This is a genomic window from Mammaliicoccus lentus (genome assembly GCF_947036595.1).
Classification (GTDB): Bacteria; Bacillota; Bacilli; order Staphylococcales; family Staphylococcaceae; genus Mammaliicoccus; species Mammaliicoccus lentus.
Genome location: NZ_OX344834.1, coordinates 207779 through 228999, shown reverse-complemented (window position 1 = coordinate 228999; position 21221 = coordinate 207779). Strand labels below are relative to the sequence as shown.

The following is a 21221-nucleotide window of genomic DNA, read 5'->3' as shown; positions in this document are numbered from 1 at the left end:
TTAACGAATTAGGAGCTTTTTTGAAAAATAGAGTTTCTTGCCCTCTTATATTCCCCATTTTATTAATGAACTTGAATATGTCAAACCACCGCCAAAACCAAATAACAGTAGTGTTTCGCCTTTTTTAATATCTCCTCTGTCTACTGCATCATCTATAGCAAGTGGTATCGTAGCTGAAGATGTATTGCCGTAATAAACTAGACTATGTAGCGTTTGTTCAAATGGATATTCACTTCTCTTACAGATGTTCTGTATCATTTTCAAGTTTGCACTGTGTGGTACAAACCAATCTACATCTTTCAATTCTACATTTGCTTTTTCAGCTACTTTTTCTATTTCTCTTGGTACCATTTTAATTGCCCATTTATACACTTCTTTACCATTTTGATTTACAAAACCGATTTGTTCTAAATCTTTTCCGAACATCGTTTTACTTACATCTGTACAGTATAAACTTTCAGCTAATTTTCCTTCTGAGCCACTTGTGGACGTGATAAAACTTGATTCTTCATCATTTTCTATTAAAAATGCACCCGCGCCATCACCAAATAAAACACATGTATTACGGTCAGAATAATCAGTGATTTTAGATAAAACTTCACCTGCAACGACAATAATTTTATTGTACATACCTGATGATATATATGCATTTGCCATATTAATACCATATACAAATCCAGCGCACGCTGCATTAACATCTATTGCAGCAGCATTTTCAAGACCTAGTCTACCTTGTACATATGAAGCTACACTTGGCGTTCTATAGTCCGGTGTTAAAGTTGAGACAATTATTAAATCCACATCGCTAATGTCTTTATTATATTTCTTTTCTAAATTTTTAATAGCTTCATAACATAAATCAGATGTAAATTCGTCATCTGCTGCTATACGTCGTTCTTTAATACCTGTACGTGAAATAATCCAATCGTCACTTGTTTCAACTAGTTGTTCCATATCTTCGTTTGTTAATACTTTTGAAGGCTTATATGAGCCAACAGCTGTAATTTTTGCATGAGTCATCTTTTCCCCACCTCATCTTGATAGAATTCTTATTTTCTTTTTAAAATAATACTTTTGTTATTCATTAAATGATGTGAACTACTTTTTTTATTATCGTACTATAAACAACTATACTCCTAGATTTTAAATTAATAAATGGTCATATTATATATTTTTTGTGTATAAAGTATGTTATTTGGTTTTTTCTTTTGCTCTGAATATGATTAAATCAGGATAATACGGGAATTAATAAATGGTCATATAAGTTTAAGGAGGTCACCTTATGAAGGCTATAACAGTTGGATTGATTCCTTCTCCAGATATGCCAAATAAATTGATTGATAAAGTAATCAATCAACTAGAGGAAACTTTCAAATCTAATATAGATTCAAACGTGGATTGGCACTTTGAACAGGAAGTAGCTCCTATGATTGGTACATCTGAGCATATGGATGAAACACTCGATTTAATAAAAGATCAAAAAGATCAAAACAATTGGGATTATGTTATTTGTGTAACTGATTTACCGAGTATTTCTGGTAAAAAAGCAGTCGTATGCGATATAAACACAGACACACATTCAGCATTTCTTTCTTTACCAGCTCTTGGTGTAATTAATTTAAAGAAGAAATTGAAAAGCTTTCTAGCTTTTGTGCTTAATTACATGTATCGCAAAGAAGACGATGTTGATTTATTAAAAAATAAAGGATTTAAATTTGCCAAAATATCTAAAGTAACACCTAATGAGGACAATTCAACCCAAACTGTACGAATTATAATAGAATCTGCTGCTATAGGTTGGATTCATATTATTGCTGGGATGACTTATGCTAATGAACCATGGTCAGCAATAGGTGATTTCAAAAAGATTATATCTGTTTCATTTGCGACAGGTACGTATGTTTCTATTTTTTCAACGCCTTGGGATTTAAGTATTTCATATGATTATTGGCGTTTTATTTTATTAACGCTTTTATCTTTAATAGGGATGACTGCATGGTTAATTTATTCTTATAAGCTTTGGGAGCATCCTTCTACAAAAACACAAAGGATTTATCGAAATGCTTATAATTTAACAACATTTATGACGGTAGGCTCGATTACTATATTCCACTACCTTTTACTTTTTGTGTTACTCGGAATAAGTGCGTTACTTTTCGTACCACCTGAGTTATTTACATCATGGACTTCTTTAAATAGCATACACCCAACTTTCATAGATTATGTTAATTTAATTTGGTTCATTACTTCACTAGGCTTTTTAGCAGGAGCTTTAGGTTCAACTGTTGAGAATGCTGAAAAAATTCGTCGCGTAACGTATTCTTACAGACAATACTATCGTTACGAATACATTTCTCAAAGTCAAAGTGAAGATGATAAAGAAAATGAAGAACAATATGAAGGTGAAAAACAATCGCATAGAAAGGAGGAGAAATAAGATGACTAAAAATAAAATAGTCGTAGGTATAGTTGCAGCCCCTGGCCTCCCTGAAAATTTAGCTTATCAACTTGAAAATGAACTACCTGAAACTTTGTCTAAATATATAAATTCAGATGTTGAATGGAAAATTAGTTTAACAATCGATCCTTTAACGGGTTCAGCAGAATCTGTTGAACGAATCTATGAAAAAACAAATGACTACAATCATTCTAACGAATGGGCTTATACGATATGTATAACCGATTTACCAGTCTTTCAAGAAAAATATGTTGTAGCTGTCGATATTAATAAAGACACTGGTACAAGTCTTATTTCTCTCCCTTCATACGGTTGGAGACCAATGAAAAAAAGAGCGAAACATACTATCGTTGGCATTATTAAAGAAGTAAATGAGTACAAACATAAAAATAAAAATAAAGAACCAGAAACAAGCCATGAACTGATGAATAGCCAATTTCCTTTATCATCTCTTAAACGTACATCACACTATATAGAAAATACTAAATCAGAACACGTTCAATATTTAGTATCCAATAAAACATTTGGGGCATTTAGATTAATAAGTGGTATGACTTTTGCGAACAACCCGCTCAATATGATGTCTAGTTTAAGTAGTGTTGTGGCAATAGCTTTTACAACTGGGGCATTCGGTATCGTTTTTACAACAATGTGGAATTTAAGTTATGTTTATACAGAGTGGCGATTATTTTGTATGACGATTGTTGCAGTTTTAGGTATGATGATTTGGACAATTGTAGCACATCGTTTGTGGGAGCCTATTAAACAAAGTGAAGATCGTCGCATTACGAGGTTGTATAATTTTACAACGGTTTCTACTTTAGCAATTTCATTGATTATTTATTATGTGACGTTATTGATTTTATTCTTAGTAGCCGCCCTTGTGATTTTACCGCCTGATTATCTCGGTCAAACATTGAAGATGGGCAGATCAGCAGACTTCATAACTTTCTTTAACCTTGCATGGTTCGCAGCATCAATTTCTACTGTTGCCGGAGCAATTGGCGCAGGCTTAAATAATGAAGAATTAATACTCGAAAGTACTTATGGCTATAGACAAAAAATGCGTTACAAACGCATCAAAGAATTACGAGAAGAAAAAGAACAACAAGAAGCTGAAATCGAAGAAGAAGACAAAGCAGAGCAACAAGAAAAAAAACAAGACAATAAAGATCAAACAGTCTATAACACGGATAAAAATCAAGAGAAATAAGACTACCCGTATCAGTACGGTCAGACAACCCTTAGACTCCCTCCATGTAAATTCGTCTATAAATATTAAAATTGTCTCACGTGAAACAGAAATATTAAAAAAAGCCTTAGCTTAAAACCTAATTACATTAGTAGGTTTATAGCTAAGGTTTTTTATGAATTTGATAAATGAATTAATTTATCAGCGTTATCTGTGAAGATACCATCTATTCCCCAATTTGCGAGTTGATTCGCACGGGATGCTTTATTAACAGTCCAAACGTTAATTTCATATCCTGCTTCTTTAATCACACTTATTTTAGATTGCGTTAACTGAGATGAATCTTGAACATTAACAGTTTTAGAATGACAATAATCTAAAATTGTTCTCCAGTCTTCTCTGAAAGATGTTGTCCAGAATAAACAAGCTCGTTTATATTCCGGCATTATTTCATGTGATAACTTGATTAATACAAAATTAAAACTTGAAATAAGAACTTCAAGATTAGAGTTTAACTGAGCTAACTTTTCTTTAACTTGTTTAACCATACTATTGGAAAGTGCAGTTCCATTTGGTCCAGTTACACCTTTTAATTCTACATTCAAATTCATATTATATTCATTTGCTATTTCAATCACATCGTCAAATGTTGGCAAAACTTCATCTTTGAATTTCGAACTATACCAAGATCCGGCAGATGCAGATTTAATGTCACTATAATTATATTGAGTTATTTCCCCGGTCATATTTGTCGTACGATCTAAATAATCATCATGAATAATAATTAATTGTTCATCTTTCGTAATGGCTACATCAAGTTCCAACCATTTTACATCCTCAATTTCGGATGCTGCTTTGAAAGATGCAATCGTATTTTCTGGAGCTTTACTAGGCAGCCCTCTATGTCCATAAACGGTAAGCATATCTTCACTCCTTAACTATATTGAAGGTTCTATTAATCTACTACCCTCTTTTTTTGTATTTTAGATATAAAGAACGTCCAACACAAGAAATATGAGTCTCTTGTAAAGGTCATTCTATTAGTTTATTAGCGGTTTAAAGCAAGTTATGTATTTTAACAACATCTTAATATTAATTTAACATCCCATTGCTATAATTCGAAGTAATCATACATAGGAGGTTCTTAAAAGATGAAAAGTGGAAGTTTGTTAAAGTTTGTCACAGCAAGTACAGCAAGTGTTATGTTACTCTTACCTGGTTCACAATATGCAGATGCAAGTGGAGCGGGAAAAGCACCTGAGCAAAACAGTTCCCAAGCCCAAAGTAATCAATCTATCAAGATTATGCAAGAAAAACCTCAAGTAGCGCCCGTGCCTACAAATAACAACCCAAATCGTATAATCGCTAATTTTAATGGTGATACAAGAACACAAATGGGTTTTAGTTGGTACACGACAAATAAGTTTAATGATGCAAAAGTATGGATATCAGAAACGGGAGATTTTAGTGACGCGCAAGTAGTTAATTCAAAGCCTAAAAAAGTAAATTCTAAATATGTCGAACGAGATAAAAACGGGAATTTCATTTTTGCTGATGTAGAGAAAGACGATGAAGGCGAAATTATTAAAGATAGTAATGGTAAAGAAAAAATTAATGGCTATTATACTGATGAGAATGCTAGCGGTGCGGAATGGACTAGCGGTGATAAACACGGTAAGTCTGAATTAACTACCGTTCCAGAGTATACATATAAAGCTAAAGCTCAAAATTTAAAGCCGAATACAAAATACTATTATAAAGTTGGTAGTGCGAGTGGTCCACAAAGTGAAGTTGGTCAATTCAAAACATCTGGTAACAGTGGTGATGAATTTAAATTCGTACAGTATACTGATACACAAAATGCTTACTGGAATGAACATGTAAGAAACGAAGCTCAATTCGGTGCTGATACAATTCAACAAGCAATTCAAACAGCAGGAGATCCAAATTTCGCATTACACACAGGTGATTTTGTTGAAACTGCTGAAGTTGAAGATGAATGGGTAGATTTATACGAGCGCTCAAGACCTTCATTTTTATCTGTTCCAGTCGCTTCTGCTCCAGGAAATCACGATGAATATGCTTTAAGTGAAGACGATGACAAATTATTAGGTCAATTTAACAAACACATGAACGTGCCAAAAGAAAATAATGCAGTAAATGGTGGTTCTTATTACTCATTTGATTACAACGGTGCACACATGGTTGTAGCAAATACAAATGACAACAAAAAATCTAAAGATAATCCTGATGAAAAAGCAATCGGCAAAGAACAAATGGATTGGATTAAAAAAGATATTAAGCAAGCAAAACAAAACGGTGCAAAATGGATTATTTTAAACCTGCATAAACCAATGTATTCAAAATCTTATCATGCACTATCCGATGAAGATGTTAATAAAATTAGAAATGAACTGACAAAAGAGATTGATGAATTAGATGTGGATTTAGTATTACAAGGTCACGATCATGTTTTATCACGAACTAAACCATTGGAGCATACTTCTACTAAAAATAGCTTTGTAAACGCAAAACCTGAAGATGCACCACAAGTTTTAGGAAAAGACCATGTAGAATATTATGATAATCCAAATGGTTCAGTCTATGTGTTGCCAAACACAGGTGGTACAAAAGCTTATGATGCTATTTATGATCGTTCATTAGAACACATCAAAAAAGTACGTCCTGAATTAGGCGATTTAACACAACAACAATTAGATCATTACAACAGCTTGTTCGCACTTGGCAATCAACCACATAAATCTAAAGCTTTTGATACTAGTCATGAAAATAATCGCGATTCATCCGAGCAAAACTTCTCAGTTTACGAAGTATCAGGAAACAAACTTAAAGTGAAAATTTATCAACTATACGGAGATATTAGCAAAGGAGAACAACGTGAAGTAAAATTAGTCGATGAATTTGGTATTTTGAAAAATAAGCAAAATAAATAGTTATGAATGAATTGGGAGTGGGACAGAAATCTTATTTTGATAAAAAGATTTCGTAGTCCCACCCCCTTATACATAAAGGAGTTTATTTATGAAAGCAATATTCAAATACATTTTTCTTACAATTAGCATCGTCGTTTTTACCGTCGGTTGTAGTAGCCAAAGCCAATCTCAACAACACGTTAAATCAGCACATACAACTCAAGCCCAAAAAACAGATATTAATTCATCAGATAAGAAAAAAATTAAAAAATCTATCATGAAATCATTAGATAAATATGCTCAAGAACAATCTTTAGCAATCTCTAATCGTTATTTGAGCTTCGGTGATTATGCTACTGGTGATGCATATACACTTACAGATGATGGTGAAATTCAAGTTAGTGATAAAGGCAAACCAGGCAAAAAAGCATTTGATATACACAATGTTGTTGGGGCTGTCTCATATCATTCAAGTAATGGCACAACTGGGTTTGATAAAGCAGCAGAAAATTTATCTAATATTGAAGGCTATCAAAATGTAGCAAATATGAATAAGCCTATTACAAAATATTTGTTTGCTGATAATGGTAAAGTTTATGCACACACATTTAATTCAGAAGATGACATTACTCTTTCAACAGGGTTCGCAGCAAAAGATCATAATGACAAAGACCCAAACTTAAAACCTAACTTCATTTTCAAAGAAGTAAAAAATGAGAACTTAACAGAAGATTGGAAAAAAATTCTAAATAATAAATGATATTAAAAGGAATTTTTACACTTTATCACTCATATAAAAAGCTTATCTTTTGGTCGTAACCAATAAGATAAGCTTTTTACTATTTTATTCAATTGTTTTTGTTTCTGATAGCTTCTTATACCAATATGCACTTTTCTTTGGATATCTTTCTTGTGTATCAAAGTCTACGTAGAATAATCCATATCTTTTTTCATAACCGTTTGACCAAGAGAACACATCCATTAATGACCAGATAAAATACCCTTTAACATTTGCACCATCTGCTATAGCGTCTGATATTACTTCTAAATGTTTCTTAACATAATCAATACGAGCATCATCATAAACTGTATTATCTTCAAATTTATCTTTATACCCTAGACCATTTTCAGTAATATAAATTTTCTTATAGTTTGGGTAATCTGCTTTCACTCTCATAATTTGATCATAAAGTCCTTTAGGGTATATCATCCAATCCCAATCCGTGCGTGGTACATCTACATCAAACTCACGTTGCCCTATACCTTTAAGTTGATATTTAGATCCACCTTTATTGCCTTTCGAATTATGTGTAATTTCAGATTCACCGTCAAATGCTTTCATCCAATCACTCATATAATAATTGATACCTAAGAAGTCATTTAAGTCTTTTGAATCATTTAATATTTTTAAATCTTCATCGCGAATATCAAGTTCTCCTCCATTGACTTCAAGAATGTGCTGAACACCTTGCATTGTTTTGTCTGAGTACTCGCCCAAGTATGTTGCATCTAAAATAAATTTATTATGGATAATATCTTCAAGTTCCGCTGCTCTCACATCTTCAGGGTTACTTGGATCATATGGATATTTAGTAGGAAGTGCATGAACAATCCCAATTTCTCCTTTATCCCCTTTTTCTTTAAATATTTTAATTGCTCTTGCGTGCGCTATCATCATATTGTGATGAGATTGAAATACTTTTTCGAAATCATATTTAATACCTGGAGGGAATTTACCTACTAAGTATTGACCATCTCCTATAGGTCCAATTTCATTAAATGTAGTCCAATAATTCACTTCTTCAAATTCATTAAAGCAAAAATCTGCATATTCAACGAAATAATCAATATTTTGACGGTTTAAAAAGTCTCCGTCAGAATGTAACGTTTCAGGTGTATCAAAGTGATGAAGCGTTACAAACGGTTCTACATTTCTTTTTTGACATTCTTTAAATAAATTATGATAATATTCAACACCTTTAGAATTCACTTCACCGTATCCATCTGGAAAAATTCTTGACCATGCTATCGAAATTCTAATTCCATTAACTCCAAATTTTTCACTAAGCTCTAAATCTACTGGATAACGATTATAAAAATCACTTGCTGGCTCTGCCGTATACCAATAATTCTCTTCTAAATAAGTGTCCCAAGCTACTCTTCCTTTTCCATCTGTTTGAGTTGCTCCTTCAGCTTGATATGCTGCAGTTGCGCCACCAAAAATAAAATCCTCAGGTAATTTTTTCATATATATCTCTATTCCCTTCTAATTATTGAATTGATTTTTTACAAACTCTAATGCGCCTTTACCATCACGCGTTAATTTAATGTATTCTGCACCTTCTGTTTTTGCTAATTTAAGACCTAATCTATCAACGTCTTGTTTAATATCTTCGTAGTTTGAAGCTACTTGTGGTGCAAGAACGATTAAATCATAGTCTTTCATAATGTCCATATGAGCACCATAACTTCCAGCTGCTGCCGTAACGTGTGCTCCAAATTCTTTAGCTGCTTTGTTTAAAGCGTTAGCAAGTAATCCACTCGTACCGCCACCTGCGCATAATACTAATACATTTTTGGCTTCATCGTTGCTTAAGTCATTATTACTTTGTTCTTCATCATATTCTTGAGTTTCATTATTATTAGAACTACTTATAATACTATCAGCTTTACTTGTATCAAAATTTTCCTTAACTTTATCTTGTAGATTCTCAGCTTGATTGAGTCCAGAAATTTCTTCTTCAACAATTTGTCTATCGTACACTCTAAGGAATGGGTAATAAATAATAATATCTACTATCACTAAAGTAATCGCTAAAATAAAGGACCATACTCCTAATCCTGTTCCCATCACAATTCCGAGAGGCGCTGGCGTTGTCCATGGAAGGTTAACACTAAAACTATGCATACCAACTAAATCAACAAATATTTTAAAAATCCATACGTTTGCAATTGGCGCTAATATGAATGGTATGAAGAACACAGGGTTCAACACTAATGGCGCACCAAAGAGAATAGGCTCATTCACTCCAAAGAATGTAGGTACTACAGATGCTCTTCCAATCGCTTTATTACGCTTAGATTTAGCTAACCACATAAACATGAATGGCACGACTAAAGTAGCACCTGTTCCACCCATAGTTGCAATAAACATTTGTGTTCCAGAAGTTATGATTTTGTCTGCATGAGCACCGGAACTTAATAATTGATAGTTCGTTTCAATATTAGCATAAGTTATAGCAGCTATTGCCGGTTCCACTATTGAAGGACCATGAATTCCAACGAACCAAAATAATGCAAAAGCTCCAAATATAATAGTAATACCGACATAGCCGTCTGCTGCCGTAAATAATGGTGCGAAGAACTTGATGATAGCGTGAGCAACATTTGATCCTAATGCTGCTCTACTTAGTAAATCAAAACCATATAACACTAAAATAACTAAAGCGAATGGGATAATATCTTTAAATACTTGTGAAATATTTGGTGGAACTTCTTCGGGCATTTTTATCGTGACGTTTTTCTTAACACAAATGTTATATATTATAACTGTTACGAATGCAGATAAAAATGCTGTTAATAAGCCTTTAGTACCTAGAAATTCACTCGCAAATCCGCCCTCTTTTATCGAATCAGAAGCTAAAAATAAAAAGCCACAAATCGATGCTAACATAGTAGATATAAAGTTAATTTGCTTTGTGTTTTCTAATCTTCGGTTATACGAATCGGTTAAAGATTTAGCAGTAGTACCCGCAACTAACAATGCTACAATACCCATCGTGTATTGATAAGGCTTCATAAGTGCAGCTTCAATACTCTTGCTCCATGTAAAACCAAATACGTTTGGTACATAAGCTATTAATAAGAAAATACTTGAAAATAAAATTACAGGCATTGCTGAAATAAAACCATCACGGATAGCTCTTAAATAAATATTTCGAGAAATTTTTTCAAAAAGTGGCTTAGCTTTTTCAATTTGTGCGATAAGTGCTTCCATAATTATCAGCTCCCTCTTTTATATAGTTCAACGATATGCTTCATCATGTCTTTCAGAAGCAGAGTAGTCATAAGGTGGTCTTGACCATGCATCATCGTTACACTATATGCAATGTCTTCGCCAGATGCTTCTTTAGCTAGCAAATCGGTTTGTGCATTATGAGCACTTACAATACATTGATTAGCTCCTTCTATTAATTGTTCTGCTTCATTGAAATCCCCTTGTTGTGCAGCGTTTAATGCTTCTAGTAATTTTGATCTAGCGTCTCCTGCATAAGCGACTATTTCAAAACCTAACATTGTTGTTTCTTCACGATTCATGGTTAACACTCCTTTAATTCGTTCTTATAATTTCTCCTTAACTGAAACAGCTGTTTGTTTAATCACATTATTCAATGCATTAATATTATTAAAGCCTTCTGTTTGCAACCATTTTCTAGCCGCTTCTTCCCCTTTTTCTATGTAAATAGGTACGACTCCTGCCCAAGTTGCTCGTCCACAAAGTACACCATTGAATTTAGCACCTGATGCATGTGCAAATTTCAATGTTTCTTGGAATAATTTTGCAGATACACCTGCACTTAAGTAAATGTATGGAAGGTGTGTGGCATCCTCTTGCTCTCTGAAATATTGCATAGCTTCTTCTTTCGTATATACAATTTCACTTTCTCCAAATCCTTCAACGTAATTCATGTTTACAGGAACTTCTACTTTTAATACATCCACATTAAATCTCTCTTCTGAGAATACTTTCATAGCGCCATTAACCTTTCTAGGTTTAACTTTAGCGAATTCAACACTTCCGTTATCAGGAATATTATCGTCATAAGTTAATACTTCTAAGAAAAATGGAATATTTTCAGCTACACACTCAGAACCAATCCTTTCTATATATGCCTTTTTCTTAATATTGATACTTTCAGAATCATCAATGTCATAATATAGAAGGAATTTAACAGCATCTGCACCTTGCTCTTTAATCCTTTTAACCGACCAATCTTCTAAACAATCTGGCAATCGCCCTTTAGTGTTCACATCATAGCCTGTTTTTTCATAAGCTAATAATAATCCTGATTCACTATTACGTACTTTAGAAGCTGGTAAACCATATTCTGGATCTAGCAATATTGAAGAAGCATATTCTGTTAAAGCTTCAGAAACTAATGTCTTTAAATTTTCTATTTGCTCTAAAGTTGGTTCTGTATCTTGATACTTAGCCATCATACGTTTTAAAGCGCCTCGTTGATCGAACGCTAAAGCTGATATGATACCTTTCTCATCGCTTAAACGCCTTAATTGTTCAAATTTATGATCTATTTTATTCATTTGTTCACACCTCAATAATTTTGATTTTGTTATAAAGGTCATCGTAGTTCTTTAAATTGATATAACCCGTAACTGTTTCTTGTGCGTTTAACATACCTAGAGTATTTGCCTTTTTAAGTATTTCTTCATTCGTTGCTTTATTAATTAAAGCAGACGCAAAACCAGCTATCATTGAATCGCCTGAACCAACAGGATTCACAACTTGTATTTTAGGTATGTCCACTTTGTAATATTTATCTTTATGTTTAGCGAATACACCATTTGAACCTAAAGACACAACAACCCATTCGATATTTTTAAATATTGGATTCGATACTGCTTGTTTCAATGAATCAATATCTTCATTTATTTGTTCTCCAAGTAATTCAGCGATTTCATCGATATTCGGTTTAATCAACAATGGTTTATATTGACCTCTCAATACTTCTGTAAGCGCTTTATTAGAACAGTCTAAAATTGCTGGAACAGAGTGTTTATCACAGGTCTTTATTAAACTTGAATAAAAATTTGGTTCCACGCCTTTAGGTAAACTTCCGGATATCACAGCAACGTCAGATTTACTCACGAGTTCTTCAAAATGTTCATTAAAGCTTTCTATTTCTTCAGTACTAATAGTAGGTCCACCTTCAAGTATTTCTGTTTGGTTTCCTTCGTGTAATATAGCGATACAATTTCTTGTATTGCCTTGAATTTCAAAAAAGTGATTTGCTATATTATGATCATTCAAAGATTGTTCAAGAAATTCTCCGAGTTTACCACCTTTTAAACCAGAAGCCACAACTTGTTCATTTAACTGGTTTAAAACTCTCGTTACATTTAAACCTTTTCCACCAGCGGTTTTATTCAATTTATTTGTTCTATTAACATGATTGATTGATAAATTATCCAATTGATATGATATGTCTACTGAAGGATTCATCGTAATCGTTAAAATCATAATAATATTCCTTTAATCATGATATTCACCTTTATCCCACTTCTCTAAAAATTCATCAAAGAAATGAGCGTCTGTTTGGCTTTCACTTTGACCTTCTAAATATTTAATTTTAGAAATAAGCTTTTTATTCTCTTCTGTAGGTTTATATTCAGCTTCAATAAAAGCTTCAATAATATCGCACATTAATAATTCACCAATGATTTTGCCTCCAAATCCAATCACGTTCGCATTTAATTCTTCTTTAGCATAAATAGCAGAAGTCATATCTCTTACTAGAGCAGAACGTACACCTGGAACTTTATTAACAGCATTATTTATACCAACGCCAGTCCCACATATACATACACCCAAATCTGCTTCTCCAGTTGTTACTGCTTCTCCGACCTTTTTTCCGTAAATAGGATAATGTGTTCTCGCAAAATCATAAGTACCACAATCAATCACTTCATGACCAAGCGTTTTTAAAAATTGTGAAACTGCCATTTTTGTATCTGTAACAATATGATCACAACCAATTGCAATCTTCATCTATATTTCCTCCTCATTTAGCACATTTTATTTAACATATCGACACGAATTTGATGTCTTCCACCATCATATTTAGCGTTAATAAACTCTTGAACAATGTTAATTGCGAGTTGTTCTCCAACAATTTCTGAACCTATCGTAATCATTCTCGAATTATTATGTTCCCTTGTCATATATGCTGATCTTTCTTCGGAAACTTCAGCAGCAATCATGCCTTTAATTTTTGTTGCTACCATGAAACTGCCTGCTCCGTATGCATCTATTGCAATACCTAAATTTTCTTCATTTGTTTGAACTTCTTTAACAACAGCTAAGGTCGCATCTACGAAGTCAACATCATTACCTTCTGTAGCATCTACAACTTTATAATTGTTTTTCAATAAATATTGTTTGATACGTGATTTTAGATTTTTCCCATGCTCATCTGAACCAATTACGACATTCATTCAAATCTTCCTTTCTATTTGTTTATTTCTTGTTTCTTTAAACAATATAAACGCTTACAAAATGATTATGTTTAGATTATAAACGTAAACGAACATATAATCAACATTTATTGTTCGATTTTGTTTAAATAATATAAAAAAAGACAAAATCTGTTTAGATTTTGTCTTTTATCGTTTAGTTCTTGTTTATATAATGACTTCTGTATAATCTGCTATTATTTTATTTTTGTCTTCGTCTTTACCATCAGTTATGACACCGTTTAATGATTTCAAATCACAAAATGAAACGAAATCTTCTTTTCCTATTTTTGATGAGTCAACGAGCAAATATTTCTCTATAGAATTTCTAAGCGCTAATTTTTGAGTGTATGCTTCTTCATGTGAAGATGTCATAACATCCATTCCTTTTACGCCATTAGCGCTGAAGAACATTTTACTAAATCTCATTGTTTCTAATGCACTATTCGTCATATCTCCTGCAAATGATTCTGTAATTTCTCTCATTTCTCCACCAATTAAATAGACTTTGAAATATTCATTTTTCTTTTTAAACAAAATATTAAATACAGGCAAACAGTTTGTTATAACTGATAAATTTTTATTATGAATTTCTTCCGCTAATAATTCTACAGTTGTACCTGGCCCTAAAAACACTGTGTTTCCTTCTTCAATAAGAGTAGCTGCCTTTTTAGCTATTTGTTTTTTCTCTGCAATATATTGTGTATGTTTCTCTTTATGTGACATTTCTTTATATTGAAATGCTGAGTTACTTCTTGCCCCACCATGTATTTTGGTTAATATGCCTTGTTCATCTAATTCAGCTAAATCCCGTCTTATTGTCATATCAGAAACATTGAGTTCTTCAACTATTTCAGCAATTCTTATTGATCCTTTTCGATTAACTAAGTCAGTTATTTCATCTAATCTATCATATTTATTCAATTCTTATGACCCCCTTTATATTATTGTTCGTTTTACAATAAAGTTGTTTGAAAAAGAAACATTTACTTATTAATATATCAGACTTTGTTTGATTATGTTTAATTTTTATTAATATTTAACAAATTAATTACTTTTATAAAACTAACTTCATTTGTTGTTACTAATTTTCATTTTTCAATACTTATCCATACATTTTTACTTGAATTTATAAATTAAATGCCAACAAACTTCTAAAAGTGTTGCATTATTCAACACAAGTTTAAAATTATTGGTGTCTTCTTATTGTATAGAGTGTTAGGGTAATCTTATCAAACCGAAATGAAGTATGAAGTGGTGCGCTATTCATAAATATGGATAGTTTTTTTAATTTACCATTCAATTTGTACTGACATTTAAAAATATTTTAGGAGGAAATCGTTTTGGCGAAATTTTTATACAAGCTAGGAACATTTATAGCTCAGAAAAAATGGTTAGCGGTATTTGCTTGGATTATACTAATAGCAGTTATCGTATTACCTTTAACGTTAAATGCACCAAAGTTTGATGATGATATTCAAATGAATGGTTTAAAATCACTAGATACTAATGAAAAAATTAATAAAGAATTTCATCAGGATAGTGAAAAAGCATCAATGCGTATTGTCTTTCATTCCCAATCTGAAAATGGGATAAATGATAAAGACACTAAAAAAGATATTGAAAAAACGTTAGACGATATTAAACAAGATGATGATGACATCTTAAATGTCTCTAATCCTTATGAAAGTAAACAAATCAACGACGACAAAGATACTGCAATTGCAGATATTAATTACGTTGTATCGCAAACTTCATTAAAAGATTCTTCTAAAAATAATATCATGCACGAATTAAATAAATTAGAAGATGATCATAATCTACAAATTGAAACGACAGAAGGCACATCATCTGATGTAGATATCGGTGGTATGTCTGAAGTTATCGGTGTCATTGTAGCATTTGTTATTTTACTTATAACATTCGGTTCATTAATCGCTGCTGGTATGCCAATTATCAGTGCTGTAATCGGACTAGGTTCTAGTATTGGTTTAATAGGGCTACTGACTTACGTGTTCGATATACCTAATGTCACACTGACACTGGCAGTAATGATTGGTCTTGCCGTCGGTATTGACTATTCACTATTTATTCTATTTAGATATAAAGAAGTATCCCAAACTGAAAAAGATCCACTTAAAGCAATAGGTATGGCAGTTGGGACAGCTGGTAGTGCCGTTATCTTTGCTGGTATCACAGTAATTATTGCTGTTTGTGGTTTATCTCTAGTAGGTATCGAATTCCTAGCAGTAATGGGTTATGCATCAGCTATCAGTGTTCTATTCGCTGTATTAGCAGCATTAACATTATTACCAGCGTTTATCAGTATATTCCATAAACATATTAAAATTAAAAATAAGAAAAATACAGATAATAAAGGGTACGATACACCATGGTCTAACTTTGTAGTTGGCAAACCTGTTATCGCTGTTATTTTAAGTTTAGTTGTTTTAGGTTTAGCGATTATACCTGTCGCACAAATGCGCCTAGGTATGCCTGATGACGGTATGAAACCTGCAGATTCATCTGCATATAAAGCAAATGAATTAGTCTCTAAAGAGTTTGGAGAAGGTTATAACGGTCAAATTGTTATGTTAATCAATACAAAAGACAATGGTAGTGAAAATACAATTAAACGTAATCTAGATAATGTTCGAGACGACTTAGAAGATCTAGATAGCGTCGACAAAGTATCTTCACCACAGTTAACAAACAACAATAACTATGCATTGTTAGCAATAACACCTGAAGAAGGTCCTAATGCTGTTTCAACAAACGATTTAGTTTATGACTTAAGAGATTATGATGACCAAGCACAAGACAAATATGACTTTAATACTGAAATTTCTGGACAAAGTGTTATTAACATAGATATGTCTAAAAAATTAAATGATGCTATACCAGTATTCGCTGGCGTTATCGTAGCTCTAGCATTCGTACTATTACTATTCGTATTCCGTTCAATCCTTGTACCATTAAAAGCTGTTCTAGGCTTTGTTCTATCATTAATGGCAACATTAGGATTCACAACATTCGTTATGCAAGAAGGTTTCTTAAGCGGATTATTCGGAATTGATGCTACAGGTCCAATCTTGGCATTCTTACCTGTAATTACAATAGGTCTCTTGTTCGGTTTAGCAATAGACTATGAATTATTCTTAATGTCACGTGTTCACGAAGAGTTCAGCAAAACAGGAGATAACGCACATTCTATTAAAGTTGGTATTAAACAAAGTGGTCCTGTAATTGTTGCAGCAGCACTTATTATGTTCAGTGTATTCATCGCATTCGTTTTCCAAGATGATGTAACCATCAAGTCCATGGGTATTTCTCTAGCATTTGGTGTGTTATTCGATGCATTCATCGTTCGTATGACACTGATACCAGCACTTACAAAACTATTCGGTAACGCTTCATGGTATATGCCTAAATGGTTAGACCGTCTCTTACCTAGAATAGATGTTGAAGGTCACGCTTTACAAGAAGGTTCAGAAGAAGATACTCATAATAGTACTTATAACTTTGGCGTAGACCCAAATAATCAAAATGTTGAACAAAGAACAACTAATTTATTCAAAGATTTATCAAATGATTCTTCAGATCAAATGATACTATTCAATGCATTAATGCTTTACGCAAAAGAATATAATCCTTCCGTTTATGACAAATATATTAATCAGGAAGATTTAAAAGAAGATAATCAAGAAGACTTGAATGACGATAATAATGAGTAAAGGAGGTTCTCAGATTGTTTAAAAATAGTAAATTCAAAATAATTGGCCTCGTCACAACACTAATGATTGCAATGATATTAAGTGCTTGTGGAAGTGGAAGTTCAGAAGAAAATTCATCTACTGATCTAGGCGGAAAAGAAATCGAAATTCCGTATAAAGGGGATAATTCAGCAGCACGTTCACTTGTTATCGCTGAAGTATTAAAAGATGTAGGCTATGATGTCGTAACTACGCCGGTACCTGCTAGCGGACCATTGTATTCAGCAACATCAGAAAACTCTAACTCGTTTAACGCAGCTGGTATTTTTCCGTCAACAGACAAAAGTTATTTAAATAAATATGATAACTTAGAAGTTTACGATGACAAAAATATAATTGATGAAGCAAATGTTTCATTGGCAGTGCCTAAATATATGAAAGATGTAGACTCAATTGATGATTTAAAAAATGATAATGATTTAGGAAAATCAGTAGATTGGACAATCACGGGTACAGATAATAGAAACGGTGTTATGAAAGAAACAAATGAAGCATTAAAAGATAATGATTTCAGTGATTGGAAACTTGATAAATCTTCAGATGAAGAAATGTTAAAAACAATTCAAGAAAAATATAAAAAACAACAACCCATCATCTTCACTGGAACTCAACCCCACTGGATATTCGAAGAAATGGATTTCAAAATGTTAGACGATCCGGATAAAATATATGGCAGTGGTAAAGAACACGTAAACTTAGTATTCAATAAAAACTTCAAAAACAATCATCCAGCAGCTTATAAAATAGCGACACGTATTGCTAATGATTGGAATGAAGATGACGAAAAAGAGTTATCTAAAAAAATCTATGTGGCTAACGAAGACCCACAAAAAGTAGCTGAAGATTACGTTAATAATCATGAAAGTAAAAAAGATAAATGGACTGAAGGCATAAAAGAAAATTAATGTTATAGGTCTAGAGAGTAAGATTGAAAAAATTTGATACAATCACTTTTTCAATCCAGTCGCCTACTGCCAATTTAATGATAGAGCCCGAGACAATTGTTTATGTCTCGGGCTCTTCTTTTTGTATTTTATTTAATTTCTTATTTTATATAATGGATTTTATTTGTTATAAGTCGATGAATACATTAATATAAGCTTATGAATTCCGTAACCAAAAAGGAGAATTTTACAGTGTATTCGTCTGCGCAAAAAAGAACAGTCCAACACATTACTCAAATTTCTTTTGACTTATTGCATGAAACAGATTTTGATCAACTAACTGTTCAAAAGATCTGTAAAGAAGCAGAAGTTAATCGAAGTACATTTTATCGTTACTTTGAAGATAAATTCGATTTACTCTATCATATTACACAATACATAGCAGAACTTTTATATAACGAAGTAAAAGCTTCACGTTATGATTCGTTATTCGAAGCTACAATCCATTATGTATATAACAATAGAGAGCTACTTAATCACGTAATTAATACATCACATCACGTAGATGTCTTTAATGAATTAACCAAAATAAGTAGTAGACTTTTACAAGAGTTTGCTCCGGTTAATGATGACCCGATATGTAAAAAAGTACGAAACTCAAGCCATCCAGATTTAGTAAGTGATTTCTATGGCAGTGGGATTATACATGTAATCAAACAATGGCATAACAATAAATATGATTATACTATTGAAGAACTATTAGAAATAGTAGAAGAAGGCCCAGACAGTATTTTTGAGTAGAAAACACTACCTCAAAAATACTGTTTTTTTAGGGCTTGAAATTTTATTAATGATTCTGAATGTTGCACGTGATGCTCGTCTTGCAATATCCTGACCTTATATGTTGCACGTGGCACTCGTCTTGCAACATCCTGACCCTCTATGTTGCACGTGGCACTCGTCTTGCAACATCCTGACCTTATATGTTGCACGTGATGCTCGTCTTGCAATATCCTGACCTTATATGTTGCACGTGATGCTCGTCTTGCAATATTCAGTGCCTTTCTACCTCCAGATTTCCCAACGCTTATACTTAATACTATATTACAATAAATTCACCTAAGTCTTCTTTCTTTTTTTATAACATTCTTATTTCTCTCAAAACCTTATTGACTTGAATGTCTATAAAAATATAAGATAGTTCATATACAATGCAGTTTGTAATTAATTTATTCATAATTAATTATATTATTACAACTTTTTTGTAATTTTATAGGTTGTAGTGAATAAAAATCACTTACTATTCCGCTAAAATAATAATGGAGGATACATACAAATATCATGAAAACAAAATTAACAATAAAAGAGAATATTTTTATTGGATCCATGCTATTTGGTTTATTTTTTGGGGCAGGCAATTTAATCTTTCCGCTTCATTTAGGTCAATTAGCTGGTTCTAACGTATTTACCGCGAATTTAGGGTTCTTAATTACTGCAATTGGTTTACCTTTCTTAGGTATTGTTGCTATTGGAATATCTAAAACAAGCGGTATTTTTGAGATATCTTCCAGAGTCAGCGTGATCTATGCTTATATATTCACGATTGCTCTATATCTCGTAATCGGACCATTCTTTGCTTTACCAAGGTTAGCTACGACTTCTTTTGAAATTGCTTTTTCACCTTTTATTTCAAGTTCGTCTAGTACATTATACTTATCTATTTTTAGTATTTTATTCTTTGCAATAGCTTGGTTTTTCGCAAGAAAACCTTCCAAAATTTTAGATTATATTGGAAAGTTTTTAAACCCAATATTTTTAGTTTTACTTGGTATTGTTATTCTTTTATCTTTTATAAATCCTATGGGTGGTATTTCAGAAGCTCCGATTAATCCTAAATATGACAAGAGTTCATTATTATCTGGTTTCATAGATGGTTATAATACACTAGATGCTTTAGCTTCACTAGCTTTCGGTGTAATTATAGTCTCAACAATTAAAAAATTAGGCATAACAAGTCCGAATGGTATTGCTAAAGAAACAATTAAATCTGGGACAATTAGCATTGTTTTAATGGGTGTTATTTATAGCTTATTAGCTTTTATGGGAACAATGAGTCTTGGCCACTTCAAAATCAGTGAAAATGGCGGTATTGCTTTAGCTCAAATTGCTCAATATTACCTAGGAAATTACGGCATTATCATTTTAGGTTTAATTATTATTGTCGCATGTTTAAAAACAGCTATCGGTCTTATCACTGCTTTTTCAGAAACATTCGTAGACCTATTTCCAAAACAAAATTACTTAGTATTAGCTACAGTAGTAAGTATTATGTCATGTGTGTTTGCAAACGTTGGATTAACTAAAATCATCACTTATTCAACACCTGTACTGATGTTCTTATATCCACTTGCAATCACTTTAATATTACTAACACTATTCAGTCCTTTATTTAATCATTCAAGAACGGTCTATCGTTTCACTACATATTTCACAATGATTGCTTCTTTTGTAGACGGAGTTCAAGCGAGCCCTGAAGTATTCTTAAACACAAAATTTGCTCAAGTTGTTATCTCATTCGGTGAAAAATGGTTACCATTTTTTGATATTGGAATGGGCTGGCTACTTCCGTCTATTTTAGGTTTTGTAATTGGTTTAAGCGTATATAAACTAACTAAAAATCAAAATAAAGAAATTCCTGCTTAAGAATAATAAAACGCGCTTTCAAATTGA

18 protein-coding genes are annotated in these 21221 nt (G+C 32.4%); 8 read left to right on the top strand and 10 right to left on the bottom strand.

Annotated features, from left to right (window positions below; translation table 11 throughout):
- Window positions 1–45 precede the first annotated feature (45 nt).
- Entirely contained in the window at window positions 46–1020 is a 975-nt protein-coding gene (locus tag ACNMOQ_RS01030) for a ketoacyl-ACP synthase III (RefSeq protein ID WP_064204387.1), read from the bottom strand.
- 262 nt (window positions 1021–1282) lie between these two features.
- On the opposite strand from ACNMOQ_RS01030, the gene ACNMOQ_RS01025 reads away from it, so the two are divergent.
- Entirely contained in the window at window positions 1283–2437 is a 1155-nt protein-coding gene (locus tag ACNMOQ_RS01025) for a hypothetical protein (RefSeq protein WP_369917018.1), read from the top strand.
- Window position 2438: 1 nt separating this feature from the next.
- Window positions 2439–3671 (top strand): MFS transporter, encoded by a 1233-nt coding sequence (locus ACNMOQ_RS01020; protein ID WP_216683590.1) that lies wholly within the window; start codon window positions 2439–2441, stop codon window positions 3669–3671.
- Between the two features lie 152 nt (window positions 3672–3823).
- On the opposite strand, the gene ACNMOQ_RS01015 is transcribed toward ACNMOQ_RS01020, so the two are convergent.
- Entirely contained in the window at window positions 3824–4573 is a 750-nt protein-coding gene (locus tag ACNMOQ_RS01015) for a glycerophosphoryl diester phosphodiesterase (RefSeq protein ID WP_064204384.1), read from the bottom strand.
- Between the two features lie 279 nt (window positions 4574–4852).
- Here ACNMOQ_RS01015 and ACNMOQ_RS01010 point away from each other — a divergent pair, with 279 nt between their 5' ends.
- Both ACNMOQ_RS01010 and ACNMOQ_RS01005 read left to right on the top strand, forming a co-directional pair.
- Window positions 4853–6604 (top strand): purple acid phosphatase family protein, encoded by a 1752-nt coding sequence (locus tag ACNMOQ_RS01010; protein WP_228064687.1) that lies wholly within the window; start codon window positions 4853–4855, stop codon window positions 6602–6604.
- Between the two features lie 88 nt (window positions 6605–6692).
- A complete protein-coding gene (locus tag ACNMOQ_RS01005) occupies window positions 6693–7343 on the top strand; it encodes a hypothetical protein (protein WP_147640692.1) in 651 nt (216 codons plus the stop codon).
- A gap of 84 nt (window positions 7344–7427) precedes the next feature.
- Here the strand turns inward: ACNMOQ_RS01005 and lacG are convergent, their stop codons facing one another.
- From lacG to ACNMOQ_RS00965, 8 genes are all read right to left on the bottom strand, one after another.
- Entirely contained in the window at window positions 7428–8831 is a 1404-nt protein-coding gene (gene lacG / locus ACNMOQ_RS01000; protein WP_416350123.1) for a 6-phospho-beta-galactosidase, read from the bottom strand.
- Window positions 8832–8849: 18 nt separating this feature from the next.
- Window positions 8850–10583, bottom strand: coding sequence for a lactose-specific PTS transporter subunit EIIC (locus ACNMOQ_RS00995; protein WP_257504513.1), 1734 nt, complete (start codon window positions 10581–10583; stop codon window positions 8850–8852).
- 2 nt (window positions 10584–10585) lie between these two features.
- The gene (locus ACNMOQ_RS00990; RefSeq protein WP_016998946.1) at window positions 10586–10900 is read right to left on the bottom strand and encodes a PTS lactose/cellobiose transporter subunit IIA; all 315 of its coding nucleotides are present in this window, start codon (window positions 10898–10900) and stop codon (window positions 10586–10588) included.
- Window positions 10901–10924: 24 nt separating this feature from the next.
- A complete protein-coding gene (lacD, locus tag ACNMOQ_RS00985; protein WP_016998945.1) occupies window positions 10925–11905 on the bottom strand; it encodes a tagatose-bisphosphate aldolase in 981 nt (326 codons plus the stop codon).
- A gap of 4 nt (window positions 11906–11909) precedes the next feature.
- Complete coding sequence (locus ACNMOQ_RS00980) at window positions 11910–12842, bottom strand: tagatose-6-phosphate kinase (RefSeq protein ID WP_147640689.1); 933 nt, start codon at window positions 12840–12842, stop codon at window positions 11910–11912.
- Between the two features lie 12 nt (window positions 12843–12854).
- Window positions 12855–13370, bottom strand: a complete 516-nt coding sequence (gene lacB, locus ACNMOQ_RS00975; protein ID WP_064204377.1) for a galactose-6-phosphate isomerase subunit LacB — start codon at window positions 13368–13370, stop codon at window positions 12855–12857.
- A gap of 17 nt (window positions 13371–13387) precedes the next feature.
- Window positions 13388–13816 carry a galactose-6-phosphate isomerase subunit LacA gene (gene lacA / locus ACNMOQ_RS00970; protein ID WP_016998942.1) on the bottom strand — a complete coding sequence of 143 codons (429 nt, stop codon included), beginning with the start codon at window positions 13814–13816 and terminating at the stop codon, window positions 13388–13390.
- A 186-nt stretch (window positions 13817–14002) separates the two neighbouring features.
- A complete protein-coding gene (locus ACNMOQ_RS00965; protein ID WP_135032093.1) occupies window positions 14003–14758 on the bottom strand; it encodes a DeoR/GlpR family DNA-binding transcription regulator in 756 nt (251 codons plus the stop codon).
- A gap of 419 nt (window positions 14759–15177) precedes the next feature.
- On the opposite strand from ACNMOQ_RS00965, the gene ACNMOQ_RS00960 reads away from it, so the two are divergent.
- The 4 genes from ACNMOQ_RS00960 to brnQ all read left to right on the top strand — a co-directional run bounded on the left by ACNMOQ_RS00960 (window position 15178) and on the right by brnQ (window position 21194).
- A complete protein-coding gene (locus tag ACNMOQ_RS00960) occupies window positions 15178–17568 on the top strand; it encodes an MMPL family transporter (protein WP_416350122.1) in 2391 nt (796 codons plus the stop codon).
- Between the two features lie 14 nt (window positions 17569–17582).
- A complete protein-coding gene (locus ACNMOQ_RS00955) occupies window positions 17583–18512 on the top strand; it encodes a glycine betaine ABC transporter substrate-binding protein (protein ID WP_416350121.1) in 930 nt (309 codons plus the stop codon).
- 231 nt (window positions 18513–18743) lie between these two features.
- Window positions 18744–19292, top strand: a complete 549-nt coding sequence (locus ACNMOQ_RS00950) for a TetR/AcrR family transcriptional regulator (RefSeq protein ID WP_147640685.1) — start codon at window positions 18744–18746, stop codon at window positions 19290–19292.
- A gap of 537 nt (window positions 19293–19829) precedes the next feature.
- On the top strand, window positions 19830–21194 hold the full coding sequence (gene brnQ / locus ACNMOQ_RS00945; protein ID WP_416350391.1) for a branched-chain amino acid transport system II carrier protein: 1365 nt from the start codon (window positions 19830–19832) through the stop codon (window positions 21192–21194).
- Window positions 21195–21221: the final 27 nt, after the last annotated feature.